The sequence below is a fragment of the Pseudochrobactrum sp. Wa41.01b-1 genome (assembly GCF_019464455.1).
Classification (GTDB): Bacteria; Pseudomonadota; Alphaproteobacteria; order Rhizobiales; family Rhizobiaceae; genus Pseudochrobactrum; species Pseudochrobactrum saccharolyticum.
Genome location: NZ_CP080493.1, coordinates 1,484,051 through 1,499,869, shown reverse-complemented (window position 1 = coordinate 1,499,869; position 15,819 = coordinate 1,484,051). Strand labels below are relative to the sequence as shown.

Sequence of the window (15,819 nt, the reverse complement as noted above, 5' to 3'; positions counted from 1 at the left end):
TGAGTTTAAAAGCGATATTCTGAAAGGAGTATCGCTTTTTTGTTGGGGTTTTAATGATGGCCAGCATCACAATCCGTAATCTTGATGAAGATGTAAAAGAGGCACTACGCCGTCAGGCGGCAGCCAATGGCCGCTCGATGGAAGAAGAAGTGCGGGTTCTTTTATCGGGCGAAACACAAGTGCCTGCTCCTTTGGCTCCGGCATCTGATCCTGTAGCGCAGAGCTTGAGCGGCAAGCGGATATTGCTGATTATCGGCGGTGGCATTGCTGCCTATAAGGTGCTTGATCTGATCCGCCGTTTGAAAGAGCGTGGTGCGCAGGTGCGGCCGGTGATGACGCAAGCAGCGCAGGCTTTTATCACGCCGCTGTCTGTCGGTGCTTTGGCTGCCGACCATGTTTATACGGATTTGTTTTCCCGTGAGGATGAGCAGGATGTCGGCCATATCAGGCTGGCGCGTGATGCCGACTTGATTGTGGTTGCACCAGCGACCGCTGATCGTATGGCGCAGATGGTGGCAGGGCTGGGCGGTGATCTGGCAGCGGCTATTCTGCTGGCGCGCAAAGTGCCGGTATTGATAGCGCCTGCAATGAATCCGGCCATGTGGAATAATCCGGCAACACAGCGCAATGTGAAGGTTCTGCATCAGGATGGTGTGCATTTTATCGGCCCTGAGCGTGGTGAAATGGCTGAGAAAGGCGAGGCAGGCACAGGGCGCATGAGTGAACCTTTGCAGATCGTGGCGAAGATCGAACAATTGCTGTTACCTGTGCAGTCTCTGTCGCTGGCAGGTAAGAAAATCATCATTACATCGGGTCCGACCCATGAGCCCATTGATCCGGTGCGTTATATCGCCAATCGCTCGTCGGGTAAGCAGGGACATGCGATTGCTGCGGCTCTGGCGCGGCTTGGTGCGGATGTGCGGCTGGTGGCGGGACCAGTGACAATTCCTGATCCGCAAGGTGTTAAAACCATCCATGTGGAGACCGCACGGCAAATGCGTGATGCTGTTGAGGCGCAATTGCCTGCTGATGCGGCGGTGATGGTTGCAGCTGTTGCAGACTGGCGCACGGCCAATGCGGCGGATCAGAAGATTAAAAAACAGGCGGGCGAGGCGGCGCCGTCTTTGCAGATGGTGGAAAACCCCGACATTCTGGCGACGATCGGCCATCACGCACAGCGTCCGCGTCTCGTTGTCGGCTTCGCTGCCGAGACGCAAAATGTAGTCGAAAATGCCCGCAAAAAGCTCGATAAAAAAGGTGCAAACTGGATTGTTGCCAACAATGTGAGCTTTGCCGAGGATGGTTCCAGCGTGATGGGCGGCGATCATAATCAGGTGTTGCTGGTCAGCCGTGATGGCGTGGACGAATGGCCGCTGCTGGATAAGGATGAAGTGGCATTGCGGCTGGCTGAAAAGATTGCTGCTGCTTTAAGCTGAATAGTTATTTTTAAACTGATTGCCTAAAAATAAGGCTTGCATATATGTGCTGCTTTATTTTTAGGCAAATCTGTTTTTAACGAGTGTCTGCTCTTTGTGCTCAACGAATATCAATAGTACTTGTCGTTAAAGAATCCATTTTTTAAGTGGAAATATTTTTAACATAAAATCAGCAGCTTATTATTTTGACTCTGTTCCTGATTAATGATTTTTCACAGTTTGGCATGAAAATTGCTCTGTCTCTGTTGAGCCACAGAAGCCTGCCTGTTGCGGGACTTCCGGCAGATACGGGAGATTTTGATGCTTATTTTGAGAGGGCCCAGATTATCAGCACGCAGTTTATTCAAAGCTGCATTCGGTGCTTTGGCTGTATTGATAGTTTTTCCATATGCGCAGGCATTTGCGCAGGATGCGACAGCTGTGGCAGACACCGGTGATACCGCGTGGATGCTGACCTCCACAGTGCTGGTTTTGCTGATGACCATACCGGGTGTGGCGCTGTTTTATGGCGGCATGGTGCGCGGTAAAAATGTGCTGGCAACCACTATGCAAAGTTTTGCAATTGCCTGTGTGGCTTCCGTTTTGTGGATGGTGGCCGGTTACTCGCTGGCTTTCAGTGACGGCGGCAGTGCCAATGCTTTTATTGGCGGATTGTCGAAAGCATTTTTTGTCGGTGTAACACCTGCCTCGCTCACCGGCACAATTCCTGAATATGTGTTTATCACTTTTCAGATGACATTTGCGATCATCACGCCCGCACTGATTGTCGGTGCATTTGCCGAGCGGATGAAATTCTCCGCGCTGCTGATCTTCACTATTCTATGGCTGCTCATTGTCTATGTGCCGGTGGCGCATTGGGTGTGGGGCGGCGGTTTTCTTGGTGGTGACGGCGTACTGGATTTTGCGGGTGGTACGGTCGTGCATATCAATTCCGGTATTGCCGGTCTGGTTGTGGCGCTGATGCTGGGCAAGCGTGACGGCTACGGACAGGTGAATATGGCGCCGCATAATCTGGTCTATTCGCTGATTGGTGCATCGCTGCTCTGGGTCGGCTGGTTTGGTTTCAATGCAGGTTCTGCCGGTGGTGCCAATGGTATTGCTGCCGTGGCCATGGTGAATACGCAGGTTGCCGCTGCTGCGGCTGCGCTGAGCTGGATGGTTGTGGAATGGCTGGTGACAAAACGACCGAGTGTGCTGGGTATTATCTCCGGCGCGGTGGCTGGTCTTGTGGGAATTACACCGGCCGCAGGCTTTGTTAATCCGGCAGGGGCGCTGATGATCGGCGTGGCTTCAGGTGCGGGCTGTTATTTCGCGGCAGTCAAGCTCAAGCACTGGCTTGGCTATGATGACAGTTTGGATGCCTTTGGTGTGCATGGTGTCGGCGGTATTATCGGCGCGCTTCTCACCGGCCTGTTTGCAGATGCGGCGATCAATCCGCTCTCAGAGGGTGCGACGGTTCTCAAGCAGCTCTATGGTGTGGTGGTGACCATGCTTTACACGGCGCTGATGACTGCCCTGATTGTTTTTGTCATCAGAATATTCATGGGGCTGCGAGTGTCCAAAGCCACGGAAATCGAAGGCCTCGATATCAATCTCCACGGCGAGACTGTGCATTCATAAAAAACAAGTTCAGCCGCAGAGGGGCTGCCGCGTAACCGGCTCTGTCAGATCATCCGCAGAAGATGACAGCAGAAACCGGTTACGTGGATTTTTTGGGTTACTTCTTAATGTCGCGAACCTGATAATCTTTGATCGCGGCAAATTTGATCGCTTTCCAGCGTTCTGCTTCATAATTCAGCGAGAATGCATTCGGCGTCAGATAGACCGGATCATTATCCAGATCATGGGCTATATCGGCGCGATGGGTGGCGATGAAACGGTTCAGCTCTGCCGGATCATCGGAAGAAATCCAGCGGCACAGGCTGAAGCGCGACATTTCAAAACCGACCGGCAGCGAGTATTCGATTTTGAGACGCTCGGTCAGCACGTCGATCTGCAGGGCGCCGACCACGCCGACAATCGCCGGAGAACCGTCATCTGGCAGGAACAGCTGTACCACGCCTTCTTCAGCCATCTGCTGGAGAGCTTCGCGCAGTTTCTTGGCCTTCATCGCATCATCAAGACGCACACGACGCAGAATTTCCGGCGCGAAGTTTGGCACACCACGGAACAGCAGGTCTTCACCCTCGGTCAGCGTGTCACCGATGCGGAGCGTTCCGTGGTTCGGAATGCCAACCACGTCACCGGCAAACGCCTCATCGGCAATCTGACGCGAGCGGGCGAAGAAGAACTGCGGAGCGGAAAGACTCATCGGCTTGCCGGTGCGCACCAGCTTGGCTTTCATGCCACGGGACAGTTTGCCGGAGCAGACGCGCAGGAAGGCAATACGGTCGCGGTGGTTCGGATCCATATTCGCCTGAATTTTAAACACAAAGCCGGTCATTTTTTCTTCGTCAGCTTCAACGCGGCGGGTATCGGCATCCTGCGCGCGCGGGCTCGGGCCGTAATCGCAGAAAGCTTCGATCAGATCGCGCACACCGAATTTCTTCAGCGCGGAGCCGAAATAGACCGGTGTCAGATGACCTTCACGGAACGATTGCAGATCAAATTCACGGCAGACGCCGCGTGCCATTTCCACGCTTTCAATGAAGTTTTCACGTTCATTTTCCGGCAGCAGACCGGCGGCCAGTGCATCGTCAGGGCCGCTGACCGGAGTCGGCTGCTCTTCGGTATCCTGACGGCGGATCGTGTTGTTATGCAGGTCATAAGTACCGGCAAAGCTTTTGCCGGAACCGATCGGCCATGTGATCGGCGCAGTATCCAGCGCCAGTTTCTCTTCGATCTCGTCGAGAATTTCAAACGGATCGCGGGCTTCGCGGTCCATCTTGTTGATGAAGGTGACAATCGGAATGTCACGCATACGACAGACTTCAAACAGTTTCAGCGTACGCGGTTCGATACCTTTTGCGGCATCGATCACCATGACGGCACTGTCAACAGCTGTAAGCGTACGATAGGTATCATCGGCAAAGTCTTCGTGACCCGGTGTATCGAGCAGGTTGAAGATGCAGTCTTTATATTCAAAGGTCATCACCGAGGTGACAACGGAAATGCCGCGGTCGCGCTCAATATTCATCCAGTCGGAACGGGTCTGGATGCGGTCTTTCTTTGCCTTAACTTCACCGGCAAGCTGAATAGCGCCACCGAATAGCAGCAGTTTTTCAGTCAGCGTGGTTTTACCGGCATCCGGATGCGCAATAATCGCGAATGTGCGACGATGCGAGGCGGGAGTAGTTTGTTCAGGCATAAAGAGCTCGGATAATACAAAATTGGACAGGTGTGCCTTCTAGCAGCATCGTGGCAGTTCGTCGACCTGAAATGCAAAAGGGCATTTTCTGCCGTTGAAAGCAGAAAACGCCCTTCTCATAAAGCGGTTTTATCAGCCGCGCATGGTCTTGAGGCCAAAGCCCAGTGCGATCATCGCCCAGCCCTGAAAGACCAGATCAATGGCAAGGAACATGCCGAGAATCCAGAGGCTGTTGACCGGCCAGCCGATTGCAATAACGATGCCGGCGAGGGCAGTGATGAGACCACCGGCGAGCATCCAGCCCCAGCCTTTAACGCTGCGGCTCTGGAATGCGACCCACATACGGAACACGCCCGAACCCAGCAGTGCTGCGGCGATGAAGATTGTGAAAATGCTGGATGCGAGCAGCGGGTTGAGGAAGGTCAGAACACCGGCTGCCGCATAAAGCGCACCGCTGATCATCCAGAAGAAGAAGCTCTTCCATGTCTGAACACTGAATGCATGGATGATTTCAACAATACCAGCAATCAGAATAGTGATACCTACGTAATAGACCGATGCCACGGTCGCAAAAACGAGATTACCGAAAGCAATACCACCGAGCATCAGCATGACAATGCCCAGAACGATAAACCAGCCCCATTTATGAGTGAGGGAGCTGATGGCCTGCGCCGGAGTTTTAATATCTGATGATAAAGACATGAGTGTCATCCTGTTGATGAAGTAACGCAACTCTTATTAAAAGATGATCATATTAAATTTATTGCAAAATTCAAATGATTATAATGTGATCCTGCTTCACTATATTAAAATCAGGATCTTTAATGCGGCTGAAAAACGGGTTGGAAACTGCAAGTTTTGCTCTGTGTTTTTAAAGCGCATCTGAATTTTTATCCGGCAAGTTGTGTATTATAAAACAGGCGCGAAATTCTTTTGCCAAAGCTCGGTGATTGCTGATAATTTGCCTGCATGTTTGACGCGTTGATTTCATATTGGCCGGTTTACTGGCCGCATATTGTGCTTGGTTTTTCGCTGATTATCGGTGCGATTGCTGCCATTCATGCGACGATGACCAAAGAGGAAGTCCGCTCCGCTCTCGGGTGGGTCGGCGTTATCATGCTGTCGCCGATTATCGGTGCCGTGGTCTATGCCATTGCCGGTGTAAATCGTATCAGACGCACCTCGCTGAGTATGCAGCGTGCGGGTATGACCGATATCGAGCTTTATCACTTGTCGCATTATGATGCCTCGCCGGATGAAGTGCGTGATGCCAGCGGCAATAATTTTATTGCGATGAAACGGCTGGGCGATGTTGTCAGTCGCTGTAATCTGACGTCGGGCAATAATATTGAAGTTTTGCAAAGCGGTGACATCGCTTATGCAGCCATGCTGGAAGCGATTAGCAGAGCAAAACGCAGCATTCTGCTGGAAACCTATATTTTTGATAATGATGAAATCGGCAAGCAATTTGCCGAGGCGCTTGGCAAGGCCGTTATCCGCGGTGTGGAAGTCCGCGTGCTGGTGGATGCTGTCGGCGCCCGTTATTCCACGCCGAGTATCGTTGGTTTGCTGCGCTCCAAGACCGTGCAGGCAGAGGTGTTTAACGGCAAGCTGATTATGGGGTTGCGTCTGCCTTATGCCAATCTGCGTACGCACCGTAAAATTCTGATTATTGACGGGGAAATTGCTTTTACCGGCGGTATGAATATCCGTGCGGGCTTCACCACGGAGTTTGCCCGCGATCACGCGGCGCAGGATACGCATTTTCGCCTGACAGGGCCGGTCGTGACAGATTTGTTCAATACGGCATCCGAGGACTGGCGCTTTACTACCGATGAGCATCTGAGTGGTGCTGCATGGTCTGTGACGCCACCGGCTTTTTCACCCGGTGAGGGGTTGCTGGTACGGGCTGTGCCTTCAGGGCCGGATAAGAGTCTTGAAACCAATCATAAAATCATGATGGGCGCTTTTTCCGTCGCTGAAAAACATATCCGTATCATGACACCTTATTTGCTGCCGGATCGTGAATTGGTCAGTGCGCTGGTAACGGCTGCGCGGCGTGGCGTTACTGTTGATATTGTTGTGCCTGCGCAGAATAATCTGGTGCTCGTAGATATGGCGATGACGGCGCAGTTCGATCAGTTGCTGAAAGATGGTTGCCGGATCTGGCGAGCTAAAGGTGCGTTCAATCACTCGAAGCTGATGAGCGTCGATGATGTCTGGGCTTATGTCGGCTCGAGCAATCTTGACCCGCGTTCTCTGCGTCTGAATTTTGAGATCGATCTTGAAGTCTATGATGCCGGAACGGCAAAATCCATTTCCAGACGCATTGATCAGCATGTCGCGCTGGGTACAGGTGTCAAGCTGGCCGATCTGAAGGCGCGGCCGTTCTCCCGCCGTTTGCTGGAGCGTATTGTCTGGCTGGGTTCGCCGTATCTTTAAGCAGAAAAGCGCGCCTGTATCGGATTAGGTAAATCCAGCGCTCTGAGGTCGAGATGGGCTTTGATCGGTAGATGATCCGATGCGATACGGGCAAGCGGCGTGTTATGCACTTCTACCGAGGTGACAAGTTTCTGCGGGCTGCTGAGGATACGATCCAGCGCCAATACCGGAAATCTTGAAGGAAAGCTCGGAACGGCACCCGCTGTGAGGTTGAACACCGGTTGCAAAGTTGCCAGCGAGGAGCCTTTGCCGACGCGCCATTCATTGAGATCGCCGATCAGAATAGTCGGACGCTCATTATCCTCACGGATCATCGAGAGCAGGGTTTCTGCCTGACGGGAACGGGAATGTTTCAGCAGGCCGAAATGCGCGGCAATAATCCGCAGCGGGCCTTCTTCCAGATCAATATCTGCAACCACGGCACCGCGCGGCTCCACACCCGGTAATTTCAGCTGGTGAATATCTCTGATAAGCCCCTGCCGGAACAGCAGCAGATTGCCATGCCAGCCATGGCCGTTGGGCGACATAGTCTGGATCGGCACCGGCACTAAGCCGCTGTCTCTCTCCAGATGTTGCAGATTGAGCAGGCCGTGGCGTTCACCAAAACGCTTATCGGCTTCCTGAATAGCGATGATATCGGCATTCAGTTCGGAGATGACCTGAGCCGTGCGTTCGGGGTCGAATTTTTTGTCAATGCCGATACATTTATGGACATTGTAAGAGGCGACGATTGTATCGCCGCTCGGATTATTATCTGCCAGCGGCCGGTAGCCGCGCCGGTTGCGTATTGCTCTCAGAACCGTCTGGGGTAATTTCCTGTCATGCAATTTCTTACGCAAGCGCAGTTTCCTCATTGCAGATCACTAGAGTCTATCCGGATGTTGTTATGGCGCCGGAATAGTGCAGTCAGAGATCGTGTATATAGGGTGCTGAGCACCCCCGAGCAATATCATGCGTGATTTTTGCCAAACCCGCAGATGATACTTTCGTATATTTATAGACCAGGAATACGGTTTAAACAGGTCTAAAGCATCGACTTGTCAAAACGGACAGCGCAATTGCGGCCACGGGCTTTGGCTGTGTAAAGTGCTTTATCCGCATGGCGGGACATTTGCTCGCTGGTGCGGCCGTCCTCGGGTACCAGCAATGTGCCGATACTGACGGCTGAATGAATATCATGCCCGTTGATTTTGAATGGGATGCGGAATGCATCAACCAGACAGTCGGCAATCGTTTTCAGCGTATCATCGCTTTGTGTTTCCGGCAGAATGATACAAAATTCATCGCCGCCGATACGGACGGGAATATCATCAGACCCCAGAACGGAACGGATTCTTTCTGCCGCCTGCCGCAACAATCTGTCACCGGCCGGATGTCCGTGCGTGTCATTGATGGTTTTGAAATTATCCATATCCAGCAGCAGGATGCCGGCAGAGCGTTTTTCATCAAAATGCTGACGGAGAAACGGCGAGACATATTCCTTCAATGCGCGGCGGTTGTAGAGCTGCGTCAGCGGATCAGTCAGAGAGTTTTTCCATAAATTGGTTTTGTCATTTTGCAAAACAACATTCTTGCGCTGCAGCCGGAGCAGGGCGCTGGCGAGAAGGGCAAAGCGGCGCATCTCCTCGCAATCATCATCACTCAGTGTACGTGGCTTTGTATCAATGATGCACAAGGCACCCAATGTCAGCCCTGCATCAATCTCCAGCGGAAACCCTGCATAAAAGCGGAAGGACGGATCACCGGTAACATAGTTTTTGCTGTTGAAAGCGGGATCGCGCGTCATATCCTGCACAATAAACTGTCGGCCGGATTGAACGACATAGGTACATGCAGATTGCTCGCGCGGACAATCTTCCGCCTTGATACCTGCCGTTGAGGCGATGCGTTGCCAGTCTTCATCAATAATCGTCACGGCGCAGGATGCCGCGTGGAAAATATTTTTGACAAGCGTTGTGAGAATGTTCAGCTCATCTGTAATTGTGAACTGAGAAGGAAGCAGGCTGCGAACAGATACAAGACGTTCAGCTTCATTCGCAGGGATTTCAAATGGCCGGGTAGCATTCTGACTGATCAAGATATGTTCCAGATTTCTGTTTTATAAGAAAGGTGGCATGCGAAGACGGGTAGTATAAACGACAGTGCTGCTGGTCGTGTTTGGTGTTTTTTCGTTTCGCCAGCAGATGTTACCTCAATATTAGTGCGCTCTTACAAAAAAGGAAACGGGATAATCTGATAAAAAATATCCGAATTATTCCTGAACCATTAATCCGTCGAAAACATCAATCAAGGCATCGGAAATTGCTGAGCCGAGGTCGGCTGCAGTTCTGGCCAGTTCTTCTTCATTCATATCGCGTGCTGCCATCGCCAGTGCGGCGCCTTGCTGCGTAACGATTTCCTGCGCACGCTGAATAGCCCAGAGAGCAAATTCGCTGCGATTGTCAATTGCGACAGTTTCCATAGTGTTTCCTGCTGAGGAGAGGGGGAGCTATATCGTTCGATGAAATACAGATACAAAAAAACCCGCTTGCGCGGGTGTTTTTGTTAAAGACCTTGGTAGTAGTCTTTATATGGTGCCCAGAAGAGGACTCGAACCTCCACGCCCTTGCGAGCGCCAGCACCTGAAGCTGGTGCGTCTACCAATTCCGCCATCTGGGCGTTGAGTGACCGTTTAAAGGCCAGAGTGATTCATGTCAACGGCATTTCATCGAAAATTGCAGAAAATTTGTATTTTTTTGAAGTTTTTTTGTTTTTTCGTCTCAGGATGGAAAATAAAATCATTTCAACACCTTAGACGTGTGTTGTTTTCCACATTATGCAAAGAAAAAAGCCGGACACATGGATGTATCCGGCTTTGAATCACTCTGGGCGAATGGCTCTGATTATGCGCTCAGCACTTTCTTGGAAGCGATTGTGCTGTCTGCATTCAGTTCATAAATGATCGGTACGCCGGTATTCAACTCCTGCGCAATGATCTCATCGCTGGTCAGGCCTTCCAGAGCCATAATCAGAGCGCGCAGGGAATTGCCGTGAGCGGCAACCAGTACTTTTTCACCGCGCAATACATGCGGCTGAATTGTGTGGAGATAATAAGGCCAGACACGTGCGCCGGTATCGCGCAGGCTTTCACCGCCCGGAGGCGGCACATCATAGGAACGGCGCCAGACGTGAACCTGTTCTTCGCCCCATTTGGCGCGGGCATCATCCTTGTTGAGGCCGGAAAGATCGCCATAGTCGCGCTCATTCAGCGCAACATTGCGGATGGTCTGCAGATCAGACTGACCAAGCTGGTCAAGAATATGCTGGCAGGTGATCTGTGCACGGGACAGATCGGATGTGTACGCAATATCAAATTTCAGACCGGCATCTTTCAGGCGCTGGCCTGCGGCTTTGGCCTCTGCATGGCCCTGTTCGGTCAGGGACGGATCACGCCAGCCGGTAAACAGGTTTTTCAGATTCCATTCGCTTTGGCCGTGGCGGACAAGAACAAGGGTGCGGGACATAAGTTTATCTCCGATTGAATAGACGAATAAAAACGGGGTCAGAGGCCGAGAACGTCACGCATTGAATAAAGACCCGGTTTTTTGCCGTGTCCCCATAATGCCGCTGCTACCGCGCCTTGTGCGAAAACGGAGCGATCCTGTGCCTGATGGGATAGAGTGATGCGCTCTGAAAGACCGGCAAAAATCACAGAATGATCCCCGACAACAGAACCGCCGCGCAAAGAAGCGAAACCGATTGTGCCGTCCTCGCGTGCGCCGGTATGGCCGTCACGCACACGGACACTGTGATCTTTCAGTGTAATGCCGCGGCCATCTGCTGCTGCTTCTCCAAGGAGCAGGGCAGTGCCGGAAGGGGCATCGACTTTATGCTTGTGATGCATTTCGAAGATTTCAATATCGAAAGCGGAAGGGCTGAGCGCACGTGCCGCCTGTTCCACCAAAGCAGACAGGAGATTGACGCCGAGGCTCATATTGCCGGACTTGATAATTGTCGCATGACGGGCGGCGGCGCGGATCTTTTCCTCATCATCTTCCGAGCAGCCTGTAGTGCCGATCACATGGACAATGCGTGCCTGCGCGGCAAGCGCTGCATAGGTCAGCGTCGAAGCGGGTGTGGTGAAATCCAGCACACCTTGAGCCTCGGCAAAAACCGGCAGCGGATCGGCAGAGATGGGGACACCGTTTTTACCGCAGCCTGCTATTTCACCGGCATCCTGTCCGATCAGCGGTGAACCTTCACGCACAATCGCGCCGGAAAGAACTGTCTCCGGATTTTCCGCAATGGCACGAATGAGTGCTTTTCCCATACGTCCGCCTGCGCCGGTGACAACAAGGCGCATCGGGGACGAAGAAGTCTGCATGGCTGAAACAGTTGAGGTCATGACTTATCCGATCAGGGTTTCATTCTCAGGTGCTGATTGCAGCTGGTAGAAGCGGGCGTAAATCCCGTTCTCAATGGAGATGAGATCGGCATGGCGGCCTTCTTCAACAATATTACCCGCTTCCATAACGATGATTTTATCCGCATTGACCACAGTGGAAAGCCGATGGGCAATCACAATCGTGGTGCGGTCCTTCATGATGGTTTCCAGAGCCTGCTGCACCCGTTTTTCAGAATCATTATCGAGTGCGGATGTGGCTTCATCGAGCAGCAGGATCGGCGCATTGCGCACGATTGCACGGGCAATGGAAAGGCGCTGGCGCTGACCGCCGGAAAGTGTCACACCGTTCTCGCCGACAGGACTGTCATAGCCCTGCGGCTGACGGATAATGAATTCATGAGCATTGGCGAGTTTCGCGGCCTCAATGATTTCTTCTTCTGTCGCATCGGGGCGGCCATAACGGATATTATCGGCAATGGTGCCTTCAAACAGGTAAGGCTGTTGCGAAACATAGGCGATGGAATGGCGCAGTGAATTGACAGTCACACCGGCAATATCCTGATCGTCAATGAGAATACGCCCGTCATTGACATCATAGAAACGCTGGATCAGCGCAATCAATGTGGACTTACCCGCTCCGGACGCACCGACAATCGCCGTTGTTTCTCCGGCTTTTGCGATAAAGCTGACGCCTTTGAGAACCTGCTGATGCTCAGGTGTGCCCTGCGCATGATAGGCAAACTGGACATCTTCAAAACGGACAGTTCCGTTCTGCACCTTCAGTTCAACAGCATCGGGACGATCGCTTTGTGCCGGTTGCAGATCAAGAATTTCATAGATCATACGGGCATTGACGAGCGCACGTTCCAGACTGACCTGCAGACGCGCAAGGCGGCGCGCAGGGTCATAGGCCAGCATCATTGAAGTGATGAAGGCGAACATTGTGCCGGGCGGCTGCTGCTCAGCGATGGCGCGGTAACCGGCATAAGCAATGACGGAAGCGATAGCGATACCGGCGAGAATCTCGGAAATCGGGGTTACACGCTCGGAAACGCTGGCGATTTTGTTGGAACGGGTTTCTGCCAGTTCGATCAGCCCGTTGATTTTACCGCGCAACTGATCTTCCATCGTGAAAGCTTTCACAATGGCGATACCCTGCGTGGTTTCCTGCATGGCGCCGAGCAGATGGGAATTCAGATGCACAACCTCGCGTGTGACTGTGCGGATACGGCGTGACACATAGGTCACGGTCAGAATCAGCGGCGGCGCGATCAGCAGTGAATAAAGCGATAAATACGGTTCCTGATAGACCATGATACAGATCAGGCCGACCAGCATCACCGCATCACGCGCCAGCGATGTGATCGTCATATTCATCAGATCGCGCATACCGCCGATATTCTGATTGATCTGTGCTGCCAGATGACCGGAGCGGTGATCATTATAGAAATTCAACCCCAGCTTCAGCAGATGGGCGAAGACGCGTTTCTGATAGATCGCGGCCAGATTGTTACCGATCTTGGCCAGTTGTACCGCCTGAATATAGCTGCCCAACCCGCGCAAAACAAAAGCGAGCAGGATAGAACCGGCAATATAGGCGATCAGATCGGCGCGCTGCTTGTAGAAAATGTCATTAATGACATCGCGCATAATATAGCCGACAAAAACGGTAGCGCCGGAAATCATCAGAGAGCCGGCAATGGCTTTGGCATAGGATAATTTGTGATCGGAAAAATTTTCAGAAAGCACACGACGGATCATCTGTGTGGTTTCTGCGGGATCAATCTTTTTTTTCTTTTTAAATAAAGTCACGGTCAGGGAAAATCCTGCTGCTGGTTATCTGTAAGCATCGGCAGGGTTTGTTGCGCCTGTCGTCATTCCTTTTCTATAAAGCTGTATAAAGCATTTGACCATGCTCTTTGCGCGAAAGCATGGTCAATAAGGTTTATGACTTATTATTGTTCAGAGCATTTCACCGCCAAATTGGATCAATTTGGCGGCTGTGATAATGCGGCCACTAAAGAACCCAGAGCGAGCACCGTGATTTAATCTGAATGCAAACCGCTCTGGAAATTAGCGCCAGCGGCGGCCATCTGTGTGAATGTCAAAACGGGCAGGGGTGCGTGCATAGGCAGAAAGCCCTGCAATAGCTGCCAGCGGATGGGTAATGACATAGACAGGGATGGATTTGAGGATCAGCTGATGCGGTGCTTTGTCCTCAAAAGCTGCACGGAAACTGCCCGTACGCAAGGCGGAAATAATGCGCTGCGGAATGCCCCCTGACAGATAAACGCCGCCATGTGCCATGAAAATCAGAGCAAGATCACCGGCGAGACGGCCGAGATAGATCACGAAAAGCTCTAAAGTCTCAACAGCCTGTGCATTGCTTTTGTCCAGCGCCGCATCGGTAATTTCAGCCGGTGTAACGAGGGACGGCTTTACACCATCAGCCTGACAGATTGCCTTGTAAATATGCTGCAGACCACGTCCGCAAAGCAGCTGCTCTGCAGAAACACGGCCGTCAATCTTTTCAATAAACGGAAAAATCTGCAGATCGCGCTCAGAGCGCGGGCCAAAATCCACATGTCCGCCTTCCCCCGGTACCGGAACCCATGTCTGGCGCGAGCGGATCAGACCTGCAACACCTAGCCCTGTGCCGGGGCCCAGAACCACACGCTTTCCGTTCGGATGAGCGGCTGCACCGCCGATATTTTCCAGATGGTGATCGTCGAGGGAGACAACAGCCAGTGCCTGTGCTTCAAAATCATTGAGGACGGTGATGTCCTGCAGGTTGAAGCGCTCCATCATCTGGCGTGGCTTCACAACCCACTGGCAATTGGTGAGCGGAATTTCATCGCCCTCGACAGGGCCGGCTATAGCAATCACTGCCGAGCGCGGCTGGATAGATGTGTGATCCAGGACAACAGTCTGGATTGCATCTTCCAGCGTTGCGAAATCTTTGGTCAGCAGAACCGGAAATTCTTTCGGCTCGGCGTAGGAATCAACCAGAATAGCAAAGCGGGCATTGGTGCCGCCGATATCACCGATAAGGACAGGAAAAACAAAGTTCGGATCGATATTAGGCATTGTTAATACTGCTTCTCACTCTGAATGTTTGTTTTATTGTTGCAGAGAAAGAGCGAAGCGATGATTGCTGTCTGCTCCGGCTCTAAATCGTTTTAATTCTATATCGGATGCGCTGGTTGAAGAAAAGCGCAATAGTGTGACAGATTTGGCGATTACGGTTTCTGCGCGGGCAATGGCACAGATGCCGGTGCTTGCTCCGGTGCAAAGGCACTGGCATTATCGCCCTTCTTCAGACCAAAAGTCACGTCTTGTACAGAAGCCGGAGCCGGTGCATTCAACAAAGATGCGCAGGCCTGCGGCAGTTGCGAGACCATCATAATCTTTGGCGGCTTTGGTTTTTCACCGGGTTTGGCAGGTTTTGCCGGTTTCCACGGCTCATCGGTAAACCACCAGTCAAGGGATTTGCCGCAACCGTCATCTTTGCCGGTTGGCTCCTGCGGTTTGCAGTCCGGTGATCCGGCCTGACAGCGCAGGCGCACATGGAAATGATAATGGTGCCCCCAATAAGGACGCACTTTTGCCAGCCAGCTGCGGTCACCGGTTACAGTTTCACAGAGTTGTTTTTTAATGCCGGGATGTACAAAAAGCCGCTCTACTTCCGGATAGCCGGCCGCATGTTTGAGCAGTGCCGTGCGTGACGGCGTCCATTTGTTCTGATCCACATAAAGTGAATTTGCTTTGAGCATGGAAACCGCGCTCACATCCTCACGCTCCTGATTGGTGAAGCGGCGGTTTGGCATCGGCGTCAGCCAGATATCAGCATCCAGGCCGACCTGATGGGAAGCGTGGCCGGTGAGCATAGGGCCGCCGCGTGGCTGGGAAATGTCACCGACCAGCAAGCCGTTCCAGCCGGTTTTTGCACTGTCGCGGGAGAGTTTCTCCAGAAGCGCAATCAGGTTCGGGTGTCCCCAATTGCGATTACGGGACAGGCGCATAACCTGCCAGCTTGGCCCGTCAACCGGCAATGCAACCGCACCGCTGATGCAGCCTTTGGAATAAAAACCGTAGGATTCCGGTGCAGTGACTGACGGTAGTTTGACCGAGCCAAAAGCCTGTTTGGCCGGTGCATCAGCCTGTGCGGAAAATAATGCACTGCCTGAAATGGCAACAGCCAGTCCAACTCTTAAAAACAATGCGGATAATATACGGGGGCGAAACGTCAT

General features: G+C 52.3%; 13 protein-coding genes and 1 tRNA gene. 3 read left to right on the top strand and 11 right to left on the bottom strand.

Annotated features, from left to right (window positions below; translation table 11 throughout):
• Nucleotides 1-56: 56 nt before the first annotated feature.
• Both coaBC and K1X45_RS06990 read left to right on the top strand, forming a co-directional pair.
• Nucleotides 57-1,436: a bifunctional phosphopantothenoylcysteine decarboxylase/phosphopantothenate--cysteine ligase CoaBC gene (coaBC, locus tag K1X45_RS06995; protein ID WP_220160418.1), complete on the top strand. Its 1,380-nt coding sequence runs from the start codon at nucleotides 57-59 to the stop codon at nucleotides 1,434-1,436.
• Between the two features lie 447 nt (nucleotides 1,437-1,883).
• A complete protein-coding gene (locus K1X45_RS06990; protein WP_255560937.1) occupies nucleotides 1,884-3,056 on the top strand; it encodes an ammonium transporter in 1,173 nt (390 codons plus the stop codon).
• Between the two features lie 97 nt (nucleotides 3,057-3,153).
• On the opposite strand, the gene K1X45_RS06985 is transcribed toward K1X45_RS06990, so the two are convergent.
• Entirely contained in the window at nucleotides 3,154-4,743 is a 1,590-nt protein-coding gene (locus K1X45_RS06985) for a peptide chain release factor 3 (RefSeq protein ID WP_022712446.1), read from the bottom strand.
• Between the two features lie 132 nt (nucleotides 4,744-4,875).
• Nucleotides 4,876-5,445, bottom strand: a complete 570-nt coding sequence (locus K1X45_RS06980; protein WP_022712447.1) for an HdeD family acid-resistance protein — start codon at nucleotides 5,443-5,445, stop codon at nucleotides 4,876-4,878.
• Between the two features lie 267 nt (nucleotides 5,446-5,712).
• Between K1X45_RS06980 and cls the strand changes: the two genes are divergently transcribed.
• The gene (gene cls, locus K1X45_RS06975) at nucleotides 5,713-7,185 is read left to right on the top strand and encodes a cardiolipin synthase (RefSeq protein ID WP_022712449.1); all 1,473 of its coding nucleotides are present in this window, start codon (nucleotides 5,713-5,715) and stop codon (nucleotides 7,183-7,185) included.
• On the opposite strand, the gene K1X45_RS06970 is transcribed toward cls, so the two are convergent.
• From K1X45_RS06970 to mepA, 9 genes are all read right to left on the bottom strand, one after another.
• On the bottom strand, nucleotides 7,182-8,024 hold the full coding sequence (locus tag K1X45_RS06970) for an endonuclease/exonuclease/phosphatase family protein (protein ID WP_028233996.1): 843 nt from the start codon (nucleotides 8,022-8,024) through the stop codon (nucleotides 7,182-7,184). The genes cls and K1X45_RS06970 overlap by 4 nt on opposite strands.
• Nucleotides 8,025-8,209: 185 nt before the next feature.
• Nucleotides 8,210-9,262 carry a sensor domain-containing diguanylate cyclase gene (locus K1X45_RS06965; RefSeq protein ID WP_255560835.1) on the bottom strand — a complete coding sequence of 351 codons (1,053 nt, stop codon included), beginning with the start codon at nucleotides 9,260-9,262 and terminating at the stop codon, nucleotides 8,210-8,212.
• A 174-nt stretch (nucleotides 9,263-9,436) separates the two neighbouring features.
• Nucleotides 9,437-9,646, bottom strand: a complete 210-nt coding sequence (locus K1X45_RS06960; RefSeq protein ID WP_116088899.1) for a hypothetical protein — start codon at nucleotides 9,644-9,646, stop codon at nucleotides 9,437-9,439.
• Between the two features lie 110 nt (nucleotides 9,647-9,756).
• Nucleotides 9,757-9,843: transfer RNA gene (locus K1X45_RS06955), tRNA-Leu, on the bottom strand.
• A 224-nt stretch (nucleotides 9,844-10,067) separates the two neighbouring features.
• Nucleotides 10,068-10,688: a 2,3-bisphosphoglycerate-dependent phosphoglycerate mutase gene (locus tag K1X45_RS06950; protein ID WP_022712454.1), complete on the bottom strand. Its 621-nt coding sequence runs from the start codon at nucleotides 10,686-10,688 to the stop codon at nucleotides 10,068-10,070.
• 38 nt (nucleotides 10,689-10,726) lie between these two features.
• Nucleotides 10,727-11,548, bottom strand: a complete 822-nt coding sequence (gene dapB, locus K1X45_RS06945; protein WP_370627103.1) for a 4-hydroxy-tetrahydrodipicolinate reductase — start codon at nucleotides 11,546-11,548, stop codon at nucleotides 10,727-10,729.
• Nucleotides 11,549-11,572: 24 nt separating this feature from the next.
• Nucleotides 11,573-13,381: an ABC transporter ATP-binding protein gene (locus tag K1X45_RS06940; protein ID WP_220160209.1), complete on the bottom strand. Its 1,809-nt coding sequence runs from the start codon at nucleotides 13,379-13,381 to the stop codon at nucleotides 11,573-11,575.
• Between the two features lie 261 nt (nucleotides 13,382-13,642).
• Entirely contained in the window at nucleotides 13,643-14,656 is a 1,014-nt protein-coding gene (locus K1X45_RS06935) for a glucokinase (RefSeq protein WP_022712457.1), read from the bottom strand.
• Nucleotides 14,657-14,808: 152 nt separating this feature from the next.
• Nucleotides 14,809-15,819, bottom strand: a complete 1,011-nt coding sequence (gene mepA / locus K1X45_RS06930) for a penicillin-insensitive murein endopeptidase (protein ID WP_220160208.1) — start codon at nucleotides 15,817-15,819, stop codon at nucleotides 14,809-14,811.

Bases quoted from the DNA above. Each gene is read 5' to 3' on its own strand.
- coaBC (WP_220160418.1), top strand. From the start codon at position 57: ATGGCCAGCATCACAATCCGTAATCTTGATGAAGATGTAAAAGAGGCA.
- K1X45_RS06990 (WP_255560937.1), top strand. From the start codon at position 1,884: ATGCTGACCTCCACAGTGCTGGTTTTGCTGATGACCATACCGGGTGTG.
- K1X45_RS06985 (WP_022712446.1), bottom strand. From the start codon at position 4,743: ATGCCTGAACAAACTACTCCCGCCTCGCATCGTCGCACATTCGCGATT.
- K1X45_RS06980 (WP_022712447.1), bottom strand. From the start codon at position 5,445: ATGTCTTTATCATCAGATATTAAAACTCCGGCGCAGGCCATCAGCTCC.
- cls (WP_022712449.1), top strand. From the start codon at position 5,713: ATGTTTGACGCGTTGATTTCATATTGGCCGGTTTACTGGCCGCATATT.
- K1X45_RS06960 (WP_116088899.1), bottom strand. From the start codon at position 9,646: ATGGAAACTGTCGCAATTGACAATCGCAGCGAATTTGCTCTCTGGGCT.
- K1X45_RS06950 (WP_022712454.1), bottom strand. From the start codon at position 10,688: ATGTCCCGCACCCTTGTTCTTGTCCGCCACGGCCAAAGCGAATGGAAT.
- dapB (WP_370627103.1), bottom strand. From the start codon at position 11,548: ATGCAGACTTCTTCGTCCCCGATGCGCCTTGTTGTCACCGGCGCAGGC.
- K1X45_RS06935 (WP_022712457.1), bottom strand. From the start codon at position 14,656: ATGCCTAATATCGATCCGAACTTTGTTTTTCCTGTCCTTATCGGTGAT.
- mepA (WP_220160208.1), bottom strand. From the start codon at position 15,819: ATGACGTTTCGCCCCCGTATATTATCCGCATTGTTTTTAAGAGTTGGA.